This is a genomic window from Plantibacter sp. VKM Ac-2880 (assembly GCF_015351235.1).
GTDB lineage: Bacteria > Actinomycetota > Actinomycetes > Actinomycetales > Microbacteriaceae > Plantibacter.
Map to the genome: position 1 here is coordinate 1,068,866 of NZ_JADKSJ010000001.1, position 15,666 is coordinate 1,084,531.

Here is a 15,666-nt window from a genome sequence, read left to right on the forward strand (position 1 = left end):
TGGCCGGGCCGTGAGCTGAGCCATAGTATCCACCCTGGGTACACGCAGTTCGGGTTGTCGTGTTTCCGCTAACGAATCGTGCTTTGTTACGGATTACGAGGAACCACATTGTCCAGCCTGCCTGCAGCCCGCGGTGCGTCCGATGACGCTGCCGCCCCCGCGCTCCGACGACTCGGTCGCGTCGTCCTGACCGCGCTCGCGACCGCCGCCGTCGTCGGCGGCACCCTGGTCTCGATGCCGACGGCCGCCGTCGCGGCCGAACCCGCGGCCGCCGCTGCCACCCCGCTGCCGACCACCGTCGCCGCGGACGCCCTGCCGACCGCGCAGATGGACGGGGTCGCGTGGGGCCAGGCCGTCGCCGGCAACACCGTCTTCGTCGGCGGTGACTTCGCGAAGGCCCGTCCGGCAGGCGCGGCAGCGGGGGTCAACACCGTCGACCGCAAGAACCTGATGGCCTACACGATCTCGACCGGTGTCATGACGTCTTGGAACCCGAGCGCGAACGGGCCGGTGAACAGCCTCGCCGTGTCGCCCGACGGCTCCCGGCTCTACGTCGGCGGCACGTTCACGACGATCAACGGCGTGACCCGGAACCGCGTCGCAGCGTTCGACACCGCGACCGGCGCGCTGATCTCCAGCTTCGCACCGGTCGTCAACGGCAAGGTCATGTCCGTCAAGGCGACCAACTCCACCGTCTACATCGGTGGTGAGTTCACGAGCGTCGGCGGCGCCACCCGCACGAAGGTGGCCGCGGTCAGCGCCTCCACCGGCGCCCTGCTGCCCTTCGCCGTCGACCTCCAGGGTGGCTGGGGCGTCCGCGCGCTCGTCGTCTCGCCCGACGGCGGCAAGCTCGTCATCGGCGGCTCGTTCACCTCCACCAACGGCTCCACGAGCCCCGGCCGCGGCCTCTCCGCAGTCGACGCCGTCACCGGAGCGACCATGCCGTTCGGGGTGAACAGCGTCATCCACAACGGTGGCGAGAACTCGGCGATCTACTCGCTCGCGTCCGACGGCACCTCCGTCTACGGCACCGGCTACGACTTCTACGGTGACAAGACGCTCGACGACTTCGAGGGCACGTTCAAGGCCTCCTGGTCGGACGGCACGATGCAGTGGATGGCCGACTGCCACGGCGACACCTACTCGGTCGACGTCGTCAAGGACATCGTCTACACCGCGAGCCACGCGCACTACTGCGGCAACATCGGCGGTTTCCCCCAGCCCGACCCGTGGGTGTTCCACCACTCGCTCGCCTTCAGCCCCAACGCCACCGGCACGATCACGCCGGACGTCCACGGCTACCGCAACTTCACCGGCAACCCGTCGCCCTCGCTCCTGCAGTGGTACCCGACGTGGCAGACCGGTACCAAGACGCAGCTGTACCAGGCCGGTTGGAGCGTCGTCGGCGCTGGGGACTACGTCCTCTACGCCGGTGAGTTCCTCGGCGTCTCCGGCGCGAAGCAGCAGGGACTCGTCCGCTTCGCGACCCGCGACAAGGCCCCCAACAAGCGGGCACCCGAGGTCTGGGGCGACAACTGGAAGCTCAACGCGCTGTCCTTCCGCGCGGGGCAGGTCCGCCTCAGCTGGCCCGCCAACTACGACCCCGACGACGCGACGCTGACCTACCAGATCTTCCGTCAGGACAAGGGCACCTCAGTCCCGATCTACACGACGACCGAGAGCTCGAACTTCTGGACCCAACCGGCGATGCTGTTCACGGACACGAACGTGACGGCCGGCCAGACCTACAACTACCGCGTCAAGGCGATCGACCCGTGGGGTAACTCCACGCAGACGAGCACCTGGGTGCCGGCGACCGCCACTGGCGGGAACTCCTTCAGCTCCTACAACGGTGCCGTGCTCGACGCGGCCCCGTCGAACTACTGGCCGCTCGGTGAGTCCTCCGGGACGAGCGCCTACGACTGGGCTTCCGGGAACGACCTGACGCTGGCGTCGCCCTCGGCGCGTGCCGTCTCCGGTCCGAACCTCGCCCAGGCCAACACGGCGACGTCCTTCGGGGGCACCTCCTCCTCCTTCGCGGCGTCGAACCTCGCGCAGCCTGCGCCCAACACCTTCAGTGTCGAGGCGTGGTTCAAGTCCAGCAGCACGCAGGGCGGCAAGATCGTCGGCTACGGCAACGCCAAGACGGGCAACTCCGGGAGCTACGACCGCCAGGTCTACCTCGACACCTCCGGAAGCGTCGTCTTCGGCGTGTACCCGGGATCGGTGCGGACCGTCCAGTCGGCGGCCGGCTTCAACGACGGCCAGTGGCACCACGTGGTCGCCTCGATGGGCGCCGACGGCATGACCCTCTCGCTCGACGGCAAGAAGGTCGCGAGCAGGGCCGACACCACGACCGGGCAGGACTACTCCGGCTACTGGAGGGTCGGCGGCGACAACATCGGCGGATGGCCGGGTGTCGGTTCCTCCTACCTCGACGGCAGCATCTCCGACGTCGCGGTCTACCCGACGGTGCTCAACCGGGCGACGATCGACGCGCACTGGGTCGCCTCGGGCCGTATCTCCACGGTGCCGGCCGCCCCGGCGGACACCTACGGTCAAGCGGTCTTCGCCCTCGACCCAGACCTCTACTGGCGGCTGAACGAGTCGACCGGTCCGAAGGCCGCCGACTCGGGACCCCTCGGGAACACCGGCACCTACTGGGGTGACGTCTCGAAGCAGGCTCCGGGCGCGCTCTCCGGCGTCACCAACACCGCCGCGACGTTCTCGCCGAACGGCAACTCCGGCGTCGGCAGCGACAAGACCTTCTCGAACCCGCGCAACTATGCGGTCGAGACCTGGTTCAAGACGGACACGACGAGCGGCGGCAAGCTCATCGGCTTCGGCAACCGCTCGACCGACGGCACCTCGAACAACTACGACCGCCACGTCTACATGACGCCTGACGGACGACTGAACTTCGGTGTCTACACCGGCAATACGGTCATCGTGTCGTCGCCGTCCTCCTACAACGACAACACCTGGCACCACGTGGTCGCCGAGCAGTCGAGCACCGGCATGCAGCTGTACGTCGACGGTTCCCTCGTCGCCTCCGGCACGGAGACGAACGCGCAGGACTACACCGGCTACTGGCGCATCGGTGGTGACAGCACGTGGGGCGGTGACAACTGGTTCCGCGGTTCGCTCGACGAGTTCGCCGTGTACGGCAAGACGTTGACGCCCGCGCAGATCAGCGACCACTACTCGCTCGGGAAGATCGGCCGTGTCAACGCCCTGCCGACCGCCGCGTTCACGGCGACGCCGAGCGACCTCGGCGCGACCTTCGACGCCACCGGCTCGACGGACTCCGACGGGACGATCGCCTCCTACGCCTGGGACTTCGGCGACGGCACGACGGGCAGCGGGGTGACCGCGACGCACACCTACGGCGCCGCCGGCAGCTACGCCGTGAAGCTCACGGTGACCGACGACCTCGGTGCGTCCACGACGCGCACCGAACAGGTGACGGTCGTCGCGCCCAACGTGGCGCCCGCCGCGATCTTCTCCGCCTCGGTCGCGGACCTGGCGCTCTCCGTCGACGCCTCCTCCTCGGCCGACCCGGACGGCACCATCGCCTCCTACGCCTGGAACTTCGGCGACGGCACGAGCGGGGTCGGTGCGACCGCGTCCCACACCTACGCGACCGCCGGTTCCTTCACGGTGACGCTCACGGTCACCGACAATCGGGGCGCGTCGGCCACCTCCACGCAGCAGGTTGCGACGGCCCTGCCGCCGAACCAGCTGCCGACCGCGGCCTTCACGCAGTCGAAGAACCTGCTGACCGTGTCGGTCGACGCCGCGAGCTCCACCGACGCCGACGGATCCATCACGGGCTACGCCTGGGACTTCGGCGACACGACGACGGGGACCGGCAAGACCGCGAGCCACAGCTACGCGGCCGCCGGCACCTACACGATCACGCTCACGGTGACCGACGACCGTGCCGGTACCGCGATCACCTCGCAGACCGTCACCGTCGCCCCGGCACCCAACGTGGCACCGACGGCGTCGTTCACCTCCTCGGCGAACCTGCTCGTCGCGTCGTTCGACGGATCCGCGTCGACCGACACCGACGGTTCGATCGCCTCCTACGCCTGGGCGTTCGGTGACGGGACCACCGGAACCGGTGCGACCGCCCAGCACAGCTACGCGGCGGCGGGGACCTACTCGGTCGTCCTGACCGTGACCGACAACCGCGGCGGGACGGCGACGGCGACCCGATCGGTGACCGTCGCGGCGGCCCCGACGGCGACCGTGCTCGCCCAGGACGACTTCGAGCGCACCAGCGCCAGCGGCTGGGGCTCGGCTCCGGTCGGCGGTTCGTGGGCGCTCCAGGGCGCGGCGACGACCTACAGCGTCGGCGACGGCTCGGGCATCGTGAACTTCGCGAAGCTCGACACCCGCGCCGCCCGCCTCGGTGCGAAGTTCGACGATGCGGTCACGACCGTCTCGTTCTCCGTGGACCGCACGGGTCCTGGCTACTACGTGGCGGTGATCGGCCGACAGGTCGGAGCCAACGCGTACACCGCCCGGGTGCGCTGGGAGGCAAACGGTCAGGTCCGTCTCTACCTCTTGAAGAACGAGACCCAGATCGTCGACTCGAAGCTGCTCGACATCGTGTACGCACCGGGTGACCGTCTGACGATTTCCGTCAAGGCGTCCGGCACGAGCCCGACCACGCTGGGTGCGAAGGTGTGGAAGACCGGCACGACCGAGCCCACCGCCTGGCAGCTGAGCGGCACGGACACGGATGCGACGATGCAGGCGACCGGTCAGATCGGACTCATCTCCTACCTGTCGAACTCCTCGGCGTCGGCGACCGCGAAGCTCCGCATCGAGCAGTTCACCTCCGTCGCCTCGGCCACGGCCACCCCGGTCACGCCCCCGGCGCCGCCGGCGAACGTGAACCCGGTCTCCGCGTTCACGATGGCGGCCACCGACCTCTCGGTGACGTTCGACGGCTCGACGAGTTCCGACAGCGACGGCTCCATCGCGTCCTACTCCTGGACCTTCGGGGACGGCGCGACGGCGACCGGAGCCACGGCGACGCACGCCTACGCCGCCGCCGGTGCCTACCCGGTGACCCTCACCGTCACGGACAACCGCGGCGGGACCCACACGAGTCAGCAGACCGCGACGGTCTCGGCACCGGTGCCGCCGGTCCTGCCGCCCGTCGACCCGCCGGTCGACCCGCCCGTGGAGCCGCCGGTCGACCCGCCGGCAGCGGAGGAGCCCGTCGCTCTCGACGACTTCGACAACCGCCAGGCGGCGAACGGCTGGGGAGCCGCCGAGGAGGGTGGCGCGTGGAGCACCACCGGACCGGCGACGAGCTACAGCGTCGCGAACGGCGTCGGGAAGATCACGGCGAACGCCACCGAGACGCGCAGCGCGGTCCTGGCCGGGGTGTCGGTCCGCGACGCGCTCGTCGAGACGACGTTCTCCGTCGACAAGGCCCCTGCGGGCGGCGCACACACGGTGACCATCGCCGGACGGAAGATCGGCAACTCGGTCTACTCCACCCGTGTCCGCCTCGATGCCGCCGGCCTCATCCGCGTCTACATCCTCCGGGACGAGACGCCGCTGGCCGACAGCTTCGTCCTCCCGGGCGGCGCGTACGTCGCCGGTCAGAAGCTCCACGTGACGCTCTCCGTCACCGGAGCTGGACCGACCACGGTGCAGGCCAAGGTGTGGCGTGACGCGGAGACCGAACCGGCCGCGTGGCAGCTGAGCGCGACAGACGCCACCACGGCCATGCAGGCTCCGGGAGCCGTCGGTGTCATCACCTACGTCACGGGCGCCAACAGCAACGGCACGACCACGCTCTCCGTGGACTCGTTCAAGGTCACGGGAGAATAGGGAGCGTGCCCCTTCCACACCTGACCATCCTCGTCGCCTCCGAGCTTCGTACCGAGGACTACGCGTCCCGGTACGAGGCCGGAGCGGCACCGGACCGGGCGCCGTACGGGGCCAACCACGTCCCGGGCGGCTGGCACTTCAGCGTCCTGGGCGGTGGCGACCCGAACGGGTTCGCGGCTCGGCTCTCGAGACTGTCGAAGCGCCTCCTGGTCTTCGACGTCGGCCAGGCGCTCTCGCACCTCCGCGACCTGCGGCGGTCCGAGTACGTGTACTGCCACAGCGAGGTCGAGTACCTCGGTGCCGGACTGGTGTTCCGGCTCCTCGGGATCAGGCGACCGGTGCTCGTCGGGCAGACCATCTGGCTGTTCGCGGAGTGGTCGAAGCACCCCCGGTGGCTGCAGCGCATCATGCGGTTCGCCCTCGCCCGGGTCGACCTCTTCGTCGCGAACGCCGAACCGAACGCGGAGGCGGGGCGGGCCCTCGTCCCGTCCGGTCGCCACCGCTACGTCCCCTTCGGCGTCTCCTCGGTCTTCGCGGCCACCTCGCCGACGGATGACGCGGAGCCGGCACCACGGCTCCTGTCCGTCGGGAACGACCGCGCCAGGGACTGGCGCACGCTCGAGCAGGCGCACCGGCTCCTCGGCGCCCCGTCGCTGCGGATCGCGTCCAACAAGAAGATCCTCGCGGACCACGATGCCGTCGAGACGCGCCCGACCACGACCGTCGCCGAGCTCGTGTCGCTCTACCGCTCGGCCGAGGTCACCGTCGTGAGCGTCACCCCCAACCTGCACGCGAGCGGCATCACCACGCTGCTCGAGCTCGCGGCCGCCGGTGGGGCGGCCGTCGCCACACGGGCCGGTGGATTGGACGCCTACTTCTCCGACGACGAGGTGCTCTTCGTCCCCGCAGAGGACCCCGAGGCCCTCGCCACGGCGATCTCCTCGCTGCTCGACGACCCCGAGGAACGCCGACGACGGTCCGAGCGCCTCGCCGCCGCGTTCCAGGAGCGTCAGTACACGACCGCCGCCTACTGGCGCCGGGTCACCGAGGCGCTGGCGGAGCTTCCGTCGCGCGTCCGAGACGCCTGATCCGCAGCGAGTACGGCAGGATCTGCCCGAGCGTCACGGCCAGCGCGTTGCCGAGCATCGGGCCGACGGCACCGAGCGTCGGGGTCAGCGCGAAGGCGAGGGCCACCGACACCGCGGCCATGAGCAGGGTCGGTGCGACCTGGAACCGGACCCCGGCGGTGTCCATCATGAACATGCCGAGGGGGTAGAGCGCTGCCTGGGCGGCGACCATCACGCCGAAGGCGAGCACGATCTCCACCGGGACCTCCACCTTGCCTCCGGAGATGAAGCCGAACACCCACGGACCGGCGACGACCATGGCACCCGTGAACAGCAGCACGCCGCCCGCGAAGCACGCGGCCAGGAGGAACGGCCCGGTCGTCGGGTTCCCGCTCGCGCGCGCCTTCGCGTAGCGCGGCCAGAGGGTCAGGCCCGCGGCGCTGACCAGGCCCTGCAGGGCGAAGAAGAACTGGCCGGCCATCGCGTACTGCGCCAATGCGGCAGCGGACACGAACTGCGCCAGCACGAACCGCTGGGACTGCATCGACAGGGGCGTGGCGAGGAGCTGGGCGAGCATGGGCCAGCCCATGTCCATGACGCGGACGCCGGGATGCCGCTTGACGAAGGGGATGCGCCGGGCAGCGGTGCCGATGAGTGGACTCGTGAACCGACGCGCGAGGAGGAAGCCGGTGAGCGCGACGCCCGCGGCCGCCAGCAGCGAGCCGAGCGCGAGGTACGGATGCAGGGTCTCGGGGCCGATCGTGAGCGCGAGCCAGATGAGGAGGAGCGTCAGGGGGGACTGCACGCCCTGGATCATGATGATGATGTGGTTCCGCTGCAGGCCGAGGAGGATGCGCGTCCAGATGCCCAGCGGGATGCTGCAGCAGAAGACGGTGATCGCCAGGAACGCCGCGAGCGAGGAGCCGGGGATGTCGCCGGCGTCACCGAGGAACGCCGGCCACACACCGGCGAGGAGGAAGACGGTGTTCACCGCCATCAGCACCGCGGCGAAGGTGAGCATGATCCGTCCGACGGTGGTCACCTGCGCCGTGAGGGTCGGGTCGTCGCGCGGGTGGTCGGTCGTGGCGATGCGGTTCACGAGCACGGCCCCTGAGCCGAGGTCCGCGAACGACACCAGCCCGGGGAGGGCGACGACGAGGGTGTAGAGCGCGTATTCGTGCACTCCGGCGTCGGCGATGATGAGCCGGGTCGTCGTGAGGCCGCAGATGAGCGCGATGAGCATGGTGACGGCTTTTGCGCCGACCGACTTGACGGTGTTCACGACGGGGATCCAAGCGGGGTGAAGGGGAGCGGTGGGCCGGCGGGCCGGTCACCGGCCGAGCGGGATGCAGGAGGCGTCGCCCTGGCGCGGTTCACCAGGACGACGGCGAAGAAGAGGGTCATCGTCACCAGGGAGCTCGGCAACGGACTGAAGAAGAGGTCCCACACGGTGCGGATGCCGAGGAACAGCTCGAGGCCGCTGATGCGACGGTCGGTCAGCCGGGAGGAGACGCCGAACAGGGCGAAGCCGACGGTGACGAGGAGCCACACCAGGCCGACGACGCCGAACAGGATCCAGACGTCGCCGATGATCGAGTGCACCTCGAAGCCCGGGGAGAACATGTACCGCTCGACGTACCCGTTGTTGGGGTCGTAGCCGAGGGAGCTCATGCCCGACTTCGCGACCAGCACGTCCGTCATCGACGGTGCGCTGCCGGAGCCGTAGCCGCCCGGTTGGTGGAGGAGGAGCGAGACCGTCGCGCCGAGCTCCGGTCGGCCTCCGAGGATGAGTGAGCCGGAGGCTTCGATCTGGGCCTCCGAGCGCTCTTCCGTACTCGTCCCGAGGTACCCCTCGAGGATCGCGGCCTGCGCGAGGAGGAACACGAGGTAGCCGACGATCGCCATCCGGCCGAGCGCCCACCAGGCGTGCGCGCGGCCACGCGCGACCGGGATGCGCTGCATGGTGATAATGGCCGCCGCCATGAGGAACATGGCCGCCGCCGACCGCGAGTCGTTGGCGGCGCTGATGAGGCTGAGGGCGATCAGGAGCACGATGTCGAGCCATCGGCGACCGGCCCACCAGGACAGGCCGAGGAGGAGGATCGCGATCGGGACGGACAGCCCGAACTTCCACGGGTTGGTCTCGAACGACGCACCGAACGGCAGACCGAACACCATCCCCAGCCCGTACAGCGAGGCCATGCGAGGCGTCCCGATGATGCTCCGTGCCCAGAGCAGCGCGCCGACGGACAACAGGATGCCGGCGATCCTCGCCGAGTTCATGGTGGCGAGGTAGCTCGAGACCACGTGGTCGCCGGCGGCGAACCCGGTGATGAGCAGACCGGACACGATCGCCAGGAGCCCGAGGAGCAGCATGGTCGCGGCGCCCTGGTACCGGCGGAGGGTGCTCAGCCAGAGCGGGGCGATGATCGCGCTGGCGGCGGCGGCGAAGAGGATGTCGTCGTAGCGCGGGTACCGCATGCCGATCGCGACGCACAGGGCGGCGGCGACCGCGAACTCGAGCGCCCGGCGGCCACGGTCGGGGTCGGCCCGGCGGGGCGTGAGCCCCTGCCCGGGTCCGCCGCGCAGCGCCGCTGGGATGGTCGTCACGGCTCAGCGACCGAGGCGCTCGGCGACGGCGCGACGGACGCTCGAGACCGATTCGACCTCCGAGGTGTAGTACTTGCTGTTGCGGTCCCCGCGCTTGACGCGGTTGAGCACGACGCCGACGAGCTCTGCCCGTGCGCCCTCGACCGCGGACACGGCCTTCGCGAGGTGGCGGTGCCGGGTGAACCGTTCGCGCACGACGATGAGCATGCCGTCGGCCATGTTGCCGAGCCACAGCGAGTCGGTCACGGTGATGATGGGCGCCGAGTCGATGACGACGAGGTCGTAGTCGGAGGACGCCTGCTCGAGCAGCAGGCGCATGCTCGACGAGCTGAGCAGCTGGCTCGGGTTCGGGGGCGTCGTGCCGGCGGTGAGGACGTCGAGGGTGTCGGAGCCCCACGACTGCACGGCGTCCTGCAGGTCGTGCTGACCGAGGAGGACGGACGTCAGACCGACCGTGCCGTCGAGCTGCGTGTACGTCGCGACGGTGGGGTGGCGGAGGTCGGCGTCGATGAGCAGCACCCGCTGGCCGGACTCGGCGTGCTGCTGGGCGAGACCGATCGCGACCGAGCTCTTGCCCTCGTCGGGCTGTGCCGAGGTCACGACGACGGACCGGATGGGGCGGTCGATGCTTGCGAACCGGAGGTTGGCGGACAAGGTGCGGAACGACTCAGCGACGAGCCCCTGCGGGTTCGTGCGCAGCGACACCAGGACCGGTGCTCCGCGGCGCGCTTCGGAGATCTCGCCGAGGATGGGCGCCGCCGTGTCGTGGGCGACGTCCGCTCCGTCGGTGATGCGGGTGGACAGCGCGCGTCGAACGAACGCGAACACGATCCCGAGGAGCAGGGCGATGGCCCCACCGACGGCGGCGTACAGGGTCGAGCTCGGCGAGAACTGCGCGTTGGGGAGCGTCGCGGAGTTGATGCTCGTGAGGCGCACCGTCGGCTGGTCCTGGTCGTCCTGGGGGGAGACGTCGGCGACCGCGCTCGACAGTGATGCGACGACGGAGTCGTTGATCTGCTTGGCGCGGCTCGGGTCGGAGTCGACGACGGAGATCTCGATGATCGCGGTGTTGAGTGGTGAGTCCGCCGAGACGGACTTGCTGAGCCGCGCGACCGTGGTGTCGAGGTCGAGCTCGTCGACGACGGGCTGCAGGACGAGGTTCGACTCGGCGAGCAGTGCGTAGGTCTGGACGAGGCTCTGCACGTAGTTCGACCCCTGGGCGAGTTCCGAGGTGCTCTCGCCGCGCTCGGCCGAGAGCAGCACGCTGCTCGTCGAGCGGAACATCGGCACCTGGGTCTTCGCGACGACGTAGCCCGTCGCGCATCCGACGACCACCAGGACGGCGATGAGGACCCAGTACTTGCGAAGGGTCTGGACGTACTCGTGCAAGGTCATTTCGGGTCCCCCGTGGTCAAGGATGAATGGTCGTGTCGATGGGCTCCGAGCGCCGCGTTGCTATACTCGGTGCGGTTCTCAGGAGGCTGGATTGTCGATTGTTTCAACCGGCGTTCTCGCCGTCTGCCGTGCGAACGTGTGCCGGTCGCCGCTGGCCGAGTTCCGTCTGCAGCACGAACTCCCGGCCGCGTTCGGCGTCGAAGGTCTGCGCGTGGACAGTGCCGGCACCGAGACGGTGTCCGGGGCGAAGATCTGCGCCGAGGTGTACCGCCGGCTCATGCCCGCGGACGGAGCCGCGTTCGCCGCGAAGCACGTCGCGGCGCAGCTGGATGCGCAGCGCATCGATGACGCGGGCCTGATCCTGACGATGACCACGGCCGCGCGCGGTTCCGTCGGCGCCATCACGCCGTCCGCCCGTGCGAAGACGTTCACCCTCGTGGAAGCGGTCGGACTGCTCTCGCTCGAGCCCTCCGTCGCGGAACTCGACGTCCTCGCCGCCACTGCGGATCCGGTCGCCGCGGTCGCCGCCGTGCTGAACGGTCGCCGTGGCCTGCTCGGCGACGGGCCGAAGTTCAGCCGGTCGACGCGTCGGGTGACCGACGGTCTCGACGTCCTCGACGCGCACACGGATCGCGGAGCCCGGCACGGAGACGTGTTGCAGGCCGTCGACGAGCTCACCGCCGTCCTGGTGCGCGACATCGGGGTGCTCACGGCGCTCACGCCGCGCTGACGCAGTCACGATGCCCGTCCTCGCCGGGCGCGGAGCCGTCGGAGGACCATCGCCGGGTAGTACCTGGCGCGGTAGACCGCAATGAACCGCACTGCCGCGGCCGTGCTCGGGAAGAGTCCGCGGGCGACCCAGAACCGCGCGACGGCGAGCACGCCGTCGCGGTCCATTCGGGCGAGGGCGGTGCGGTGGACGGCGACGGTGGTCGTGGAGGACGCCATCGCCTCGTCGAGGATCGCACGGACCTGTGCGCCGGTGCGGTGCCGCGGCCAGACGGTCGGGCTCTCCAGCGGTTCGCCGGAGGCGACGTCGCGCAGCGTCTCGCCGTTCGCGAGCCGCGCTGCGGTGTACACGAAGAACTCGGTGAGGCCGGCGCGTTCGAACTCGGCGGAGAAGCCCTGCGGGTGGCGTGAGCCGAGGTCGGCGACGAGCGTCCTGACGGCCGAGGTCGACAGCAAGAACGGGGTGGCGGTCGAGGTGAAGCCGGCGACGAGGGTGTCGGCGTCGAGCCCGCTGTAGGCGAGCACGGTGCGCAGCTGCGGCTGCAGCGGGTGCTGCGCGTAGGAGTGCACCCCGCCGCTGGGGCGGCCGTCCGAGGCGAAGAGGTCGCCCGCGGCCGTCGGATGGATGAACACGGTCTTGGCGTCGAGGACGAGGTACCAGTCGGTCTCGACGCGGTCTGCGATGAGGAGCTTCAGGGCCTGCTGCGCGCGCCAACCGCTCGCCGCCGTCGGCCCCCTGACGAGGTCGTCCGGGCGGACGATCTCGAGCTTGGAGGCGAGGGGGCCGTAGGCCGCGGTCAGGTGACGACGCGCCCCGGTGCGAAGGCCAGCGGCGGAGTTGTCGATGACGAGGATCCGCGCGACGAGTGCCTGGTCGACGTACCGGGCGAGGGATCGGGCCTGGAGGCGCAGCAGGTCGAACTCCGGCTCGAAGACGACCGTCACGAGGGTGACGGCGTCCGGTGAGGGCTTGGTGTTCACTGCGTCCGCTCGTTCCGGAGATCAGGCCGTCAGATCGGCGTCGGGTGGTGGTTCCGCCCTGTCGCGCCCACCGGATTCGGGTCGGGTGGGCGGGACAGCGGCTGTTGAACATGTTCAGCGTATGGGGCCGGACAAGCGCCTTGTAGCCCCAGATCAGGGGGGACAACAAGTGGGGGGCGTCACCCCGACGGACCCCCGTCGGCGGCGCCGCAAGCCGTGGCCGCGACGATGCGCCGGGTTGTAGGGTGCGGACATGACGTTCAACGACAACGCCGACATCAGCGGGAACAAGGTCAAGCGCCGGGGCAAGACCACCGGCATCGCCGTCGGCGGCGGCGCGGTGGGGGTCATCGTCATCGCGCTCATCTCCCAGTTCCTCGGCGTCGACGTCTCGGGCCTCCTCGGCGGCGGGGGAGTCGGCGGCGGATCGCAGGAGGAGACCCTCCTCTCCGAGGAGTGCCAGACGGGCGCCGACGCGAACGCGAACGTCGACTGCCGGATGGGCGGCGCCTACTCCTCACTCGACGACTACTGGTCGGAGGAACTCCCCGCGCTCGGCGTGGACTACACCTCGCCGGCTGACTTCATCATCTTCGACCAGCAGACGAACACCGGCTGCGGCGCCGCCTCGAGTGCCACCGGCCCGTTCTACTGCCCGCCGGACCAGACCATCTACATCGACACGAGCTTCTACAGCGAGCTGCGCGACCGCTTCGGCGCCTCGGGTGGCCCGCTCGCGGAGATGTACGTCGTCGCCCACGAGTGGGGCCACCACATCCAGGCGCTCACCGGCGTGATGGATCGCGCCGACCGCAGCGGCACCGGGCCGGCGTCCGACTCCGTGCGCATCGAGGTCCAGGCCGACTGTTTCGCCGGCGCCTGGGTGGCGGCGGCGTCCGACACCGAGGACGCCAAGGGTGTCGCCTTCCTGAAGCCCGTGACGCAGCAGGAGATCGACGACGCGCTGAGCGCCGCGGCCGCGGTGGGCGACGACCGCATCCAGGAGGCGGCGACCGGCCAGGTGAACCCGGAAGCGTGGACGCACGGTTCGGCCGAGCAACGCCAGCGCTGGTTCATGACCGGGTACAACGGCGGTCCGGCCGCCTGCGACACCTTCTCGGTGTCGGCCGACCAGCTCTGACGACACCTGGGGGAACGGTGTGGTGGCGCCCCCGGCCGGACGATCCACGCCATGCTAGAACGACCAGTGCGACGCGTCGAGCGCGCACCGAGGAAGGACAGGACCATGGGCGAGCCGTATCCCGAGATCGAGCCGTACGAGACCGGCATGCTCGACGTCGGCGACGGACAGTCGCTGTACTGGGAGACCTCCGGCAACCCCGACGGGAAGCCCGTCGTCTTCCTGCACGGTGGACCCGGCGGTGGCACGAGCCCCGTCCACCGTCGCCTCTTCGACCCGAAGCGGTACCGGATCGTCCTCGTCGACCAGCGCGGCTGCGGCCGAAGCACCCCGCACGCGAGCGATCCCGCCGCCGACCTGTCCACGAACACCACCTGGCACCTCGTCGCCGACCTCGAGACGCTGCGGAAGGCGCTGAAGATCAAGCGCTGGATGGTGTTCGGCGGGTCCTGGGGCTCCACGCTCGCGCTCGCGTACGCCCAGAAGCACACGAAGCGCGTGACCGAGCTCGTCCTCCGTGGCATCTTCACCCTGCGCGACGAGGAGCTCGACTGGTTCTACGAGGGCGGCGCGGCAGCCGTCTTCCCCGACCTCTGGGAGGGGTACCTCGAGCCGATCCCCGTGGAGGAGCGCCGTCGGCTCATCGAGGCCTACCACCGGCGCCTGTTCGACGAGGACCCGGCCGTGCACGGTCCGGCGGCGGTCGCCTGGTCGCGCTGGGAGTCATCGACGATCACGCTGCTCCCGCAGGCCGAGACCGTCGCACGCTTCACGGACCCACGGTTCGCCGTCGCGTTCGCACGCATCGAGAACCACTTCTTCACCAACCGTGGTTGGTTCGAACCCGGCCAGCTCATCCGCGACGCCGACAAGCTCGCAGGCGTGCCCGGCGTGATCGTCCAGGGTCGCTACGACATGTGCACCCCGGTCTTCACCGCGTGGGACCTGCACCGGGCATGGCCCGAGGCCGAGTTCACGATCGTCCCCGACGCCGGGCACGCGTTCGACGAGCCGGGCATCCTGTCGGCGCTCATCGACGCGACCGACCGCTTCGCGAAGGACTGAGCGGCTCCCGTCGACGCCCTTCGACAGGCTCAGGGACCGCGTCGGGCTCGGGGACGCCCTTCGACAGGCTCAGGGACTGGGGCCGGAGCGCCGCTACTCCGTGAAGCGGGCGCGGCGCACGGCCTTGCCGCCGCGCAGCGCCTCGCCGAGCGAGCGGCCGACGAGACCCTCGCGGGCGAAGCCGCTGAGGAGCTCCTCCGCGAGCGCACCGCGGTCGACGTCGGGCTCCGGGCCGTCGTCGACACCGTCGGCAGGGCCGGCGAAACCGTCGTGCGCGAGCAGGATCGACCCCTGGTGGCAGTGGCGGACGGCGTGGGCGACGCGCTCGTGTTCGCCGACGTCTTTGACGTCCCACGCGGTCGCGGTCCACAGCACCGTCTGGAGGCCGGCCCGTTTGACCGCCTGCCAGGTCTCGATGCTCTGCGCGCCGTACGGCGGCCGGAACCACTCGATCCGCTGTCCGCCCAGATGCTCGAGCTCCTGCTTCGCGGCGAGCGTCCGCCGGTAGGCGACCTCCTCGGGGAAGTCGGTGAGGCGGACGTGGTCGTCACCGTGGAGGGCGAGTTCATGTCCCTCGGCCACGATGCGGTGAAGCAGTTCGGGGTGCTTCCTGGCCCGTCCGACGAGCACGAAGAAGGTCGCGGTGGCGCCGGCCGCTGCGAGGGCGTCCAGCACGCCAGGCGTGCCGTCGGGGCTCGGGCCGTCGCCATAGGTCATGACGACCGTGCGCTCCTCGGTGGCGACCCCGACGATGGAACCGTGGACGGGCAGTGAGCCGGTGAGGCGTGCCAGCAGTGCCTGCCGAGCCTTCGTCATGTGTCC

Annotated in this window: 10 protein-coding genes; 5 read left to right on the forward strand and 5 right to left on the reverse strand. The window is 70.2% G+C overall.

Going from position 1 to position 15,666, the window contains the following annotated elements:
• Window positions 1–108: 108 nt before the first annotated feature.
• Window positions 109–5,856, forward strand: a complete 5,748-nt coding sequence (locus ITJ57_RS05240) for a LamG domain-containing protein (RefSeq protein WP_194669164.1) — start codon at window positions 109–111, stop codon at window positions 5,854–5,856.
• A gap of 5 nt (window positions 5,857–5,861) precedes the next feature.
• Window positions 5,862–6,944, forward strand: a complete 1,083-nt coding sequence (locus tag ITJ57_RS19740) for a glycosyltransferase (RefSeq protein ID WP_194669165.1) — start codon at window positions 5,862–5,864, stop codon at window positions 6,942–6,944.
• Here ITJ57_RS19740 and ITJ57_RS05250 read toward each other — a convergent pair.
• The 3 genes from ITJ57_RS05250 to ITJ57_RS05260 are packed head-to-tail and all read right to left on the reverse strand — an operon-like array spanning window position 6,898 to window position 10,928.
• Window positions 6,898–8,205: an oligosaccharide flippase family protein gene (locus ITJ57_RS05250; protein WP_194669166.1), complete on the reverse strand. Its 1,308-nt coding sequence runs from the start codon at window positions 8,203–8,205 to the stop codon at window positions 6,898–6,900. The genes ITJ57_RS19740 and ITJ57_RS05250 overlap by 47 nt on opposite strands.
• Window positions 8,202–9,533 carry a hypothetical protein gene (locus ITJ57_RS05255; protein WP_194669167.1) on the reverse strand — a complete coding sequence of 444 codons (1,332 nt, stop codon included), beginning with the start codon at window positions 9,531–9,533 and terminating at the stop codon, window positions 8,202–8,204. Before ITJ57_RS05255 ends, ITJ57_RS05250 begins: the two co-directional genes overlap by 4 nt.
• 3 nt (window positions 9,534–9,536) lie before the next feature.
• Complete coding sequence (locus ITJ57_RS05260; protein ID WP_194669168.1) at window positions 9,537–10,928, reverse strand: polysaccharide biosynthesis tyrosine autokinase; 1,392 nt, start codon at window positions 10,926–10,928, stop codon at window positions 9,537–9,539.
• Window positions 10,929–11,019: 91 nt separating this feature from the next.
• Between ITJ57_RS05260 and ITJ57_RS05265 the strand changes: the two genes are divergently transcribed.
• Entirely contained in the window at window positions 11,020–11,658 is a 639-nt protein-coding gene (locus ITJ57_RS05265; protein ID WP_194669169.1) for a hypothetical protein, read from the forward strand.
• Between the two features lie 5 nt (window positions 11,659–11,663).
• On the opposite strand, the gene ITJ57_RS05270 is transcribed toward ITJ57_RS05265, so the two are convergent.
• A complete protein-coding gene (locus ITJ57_RS05270) occupies window positions 11,664–12,638 on the reverse strand; it encodes a DUF6492 family protein (RefSeq protein ID WP_194669170.1) in 975 nt (324 codons plus the stop codon).
• 253 nt (window positions 12,639–12,891) lie between these two features.
• On the opposite strand from ITJ57_RS05270, the gene ITJ57_RS05275 reads away from it, so the two are divergent.
• Both ITJ57_RS05275 and pip read left to right on the forward strand, forming a co-directional pair.
• Window positions 12,892–13,779 carry a neutral zinc metallopeptidase gene (locus ITJ57_RS05275; protein WP_194669171.1) on the forward strand — a complete coding sequence of 296 codons (888 nt, stop codon included), beginning with the start codon at window positions 12,892–12,894 and terminating at the stop codon, window positions 13,777–13,779.
• A gap of 105 nt (window positions 13,780–13,884) precedes the next feature.
• Entirely contained in the window at window positions 13,885–14,844 is a 960-nt protein-coding gene (pip, locus tag ITJ57_RS05280; RefSeq protein WP_056008522.1) for a prolyl aminopeptidase, read from the forward strand.
• Window positions 14,845–14,937: 93 nt separating this feature from the next.
• Here the strand turns inward: pip and ITJ57_RS05285 are convergent, their stop codons facing one another.
• Window positions 14,938–15,660 carry a polysaccharide deacetylase family protein gene (locus ITJ57_RS05285; protein ID WP_194669172.1) on the reverse strand — a complete coding sequence of 241 codons (723 nt, stop codon included), beginning with the start codon at window positions 15,658–15,660 and terminating at the stop codon, window positions 14,938–14,940.
• Window positions 15,661–15,666 lie beyond the last annotated feature (6 nt).

Excerpts from the sequence above, each read along its gene's own strand:
- ITJ57_RS05260 (WP_194669168.1), bottom strand. The coding sequence starts at position 10,928 with ATGACCTTGCACGAGTACGTCCAGACCCTTCGCAAGTACTGGGTCCTC.
- ITJ57_RS05275 (WP_194669171.1), top strand. The coding sequence starts at position 12,892 with ATGACGTTCAACGACAACGCCGACATCAGCGGGAACAAGGTCAAGCGC.
- pip (WP_056008522.1), top strand. The coding sequence starts at position 13,885 with ATGGGCGAGCCGTATCCCGAGATCGAGCCGTACGAGACCGGCATGCTC.
- ITJ57_RS05285 (WP_194669172.1), bottom strand. The coding sequence starts at position 15,660 with ATGACGAAGGCTCGGCAGGCACTGCTGGCACGCCTCACCGGCTCACTG.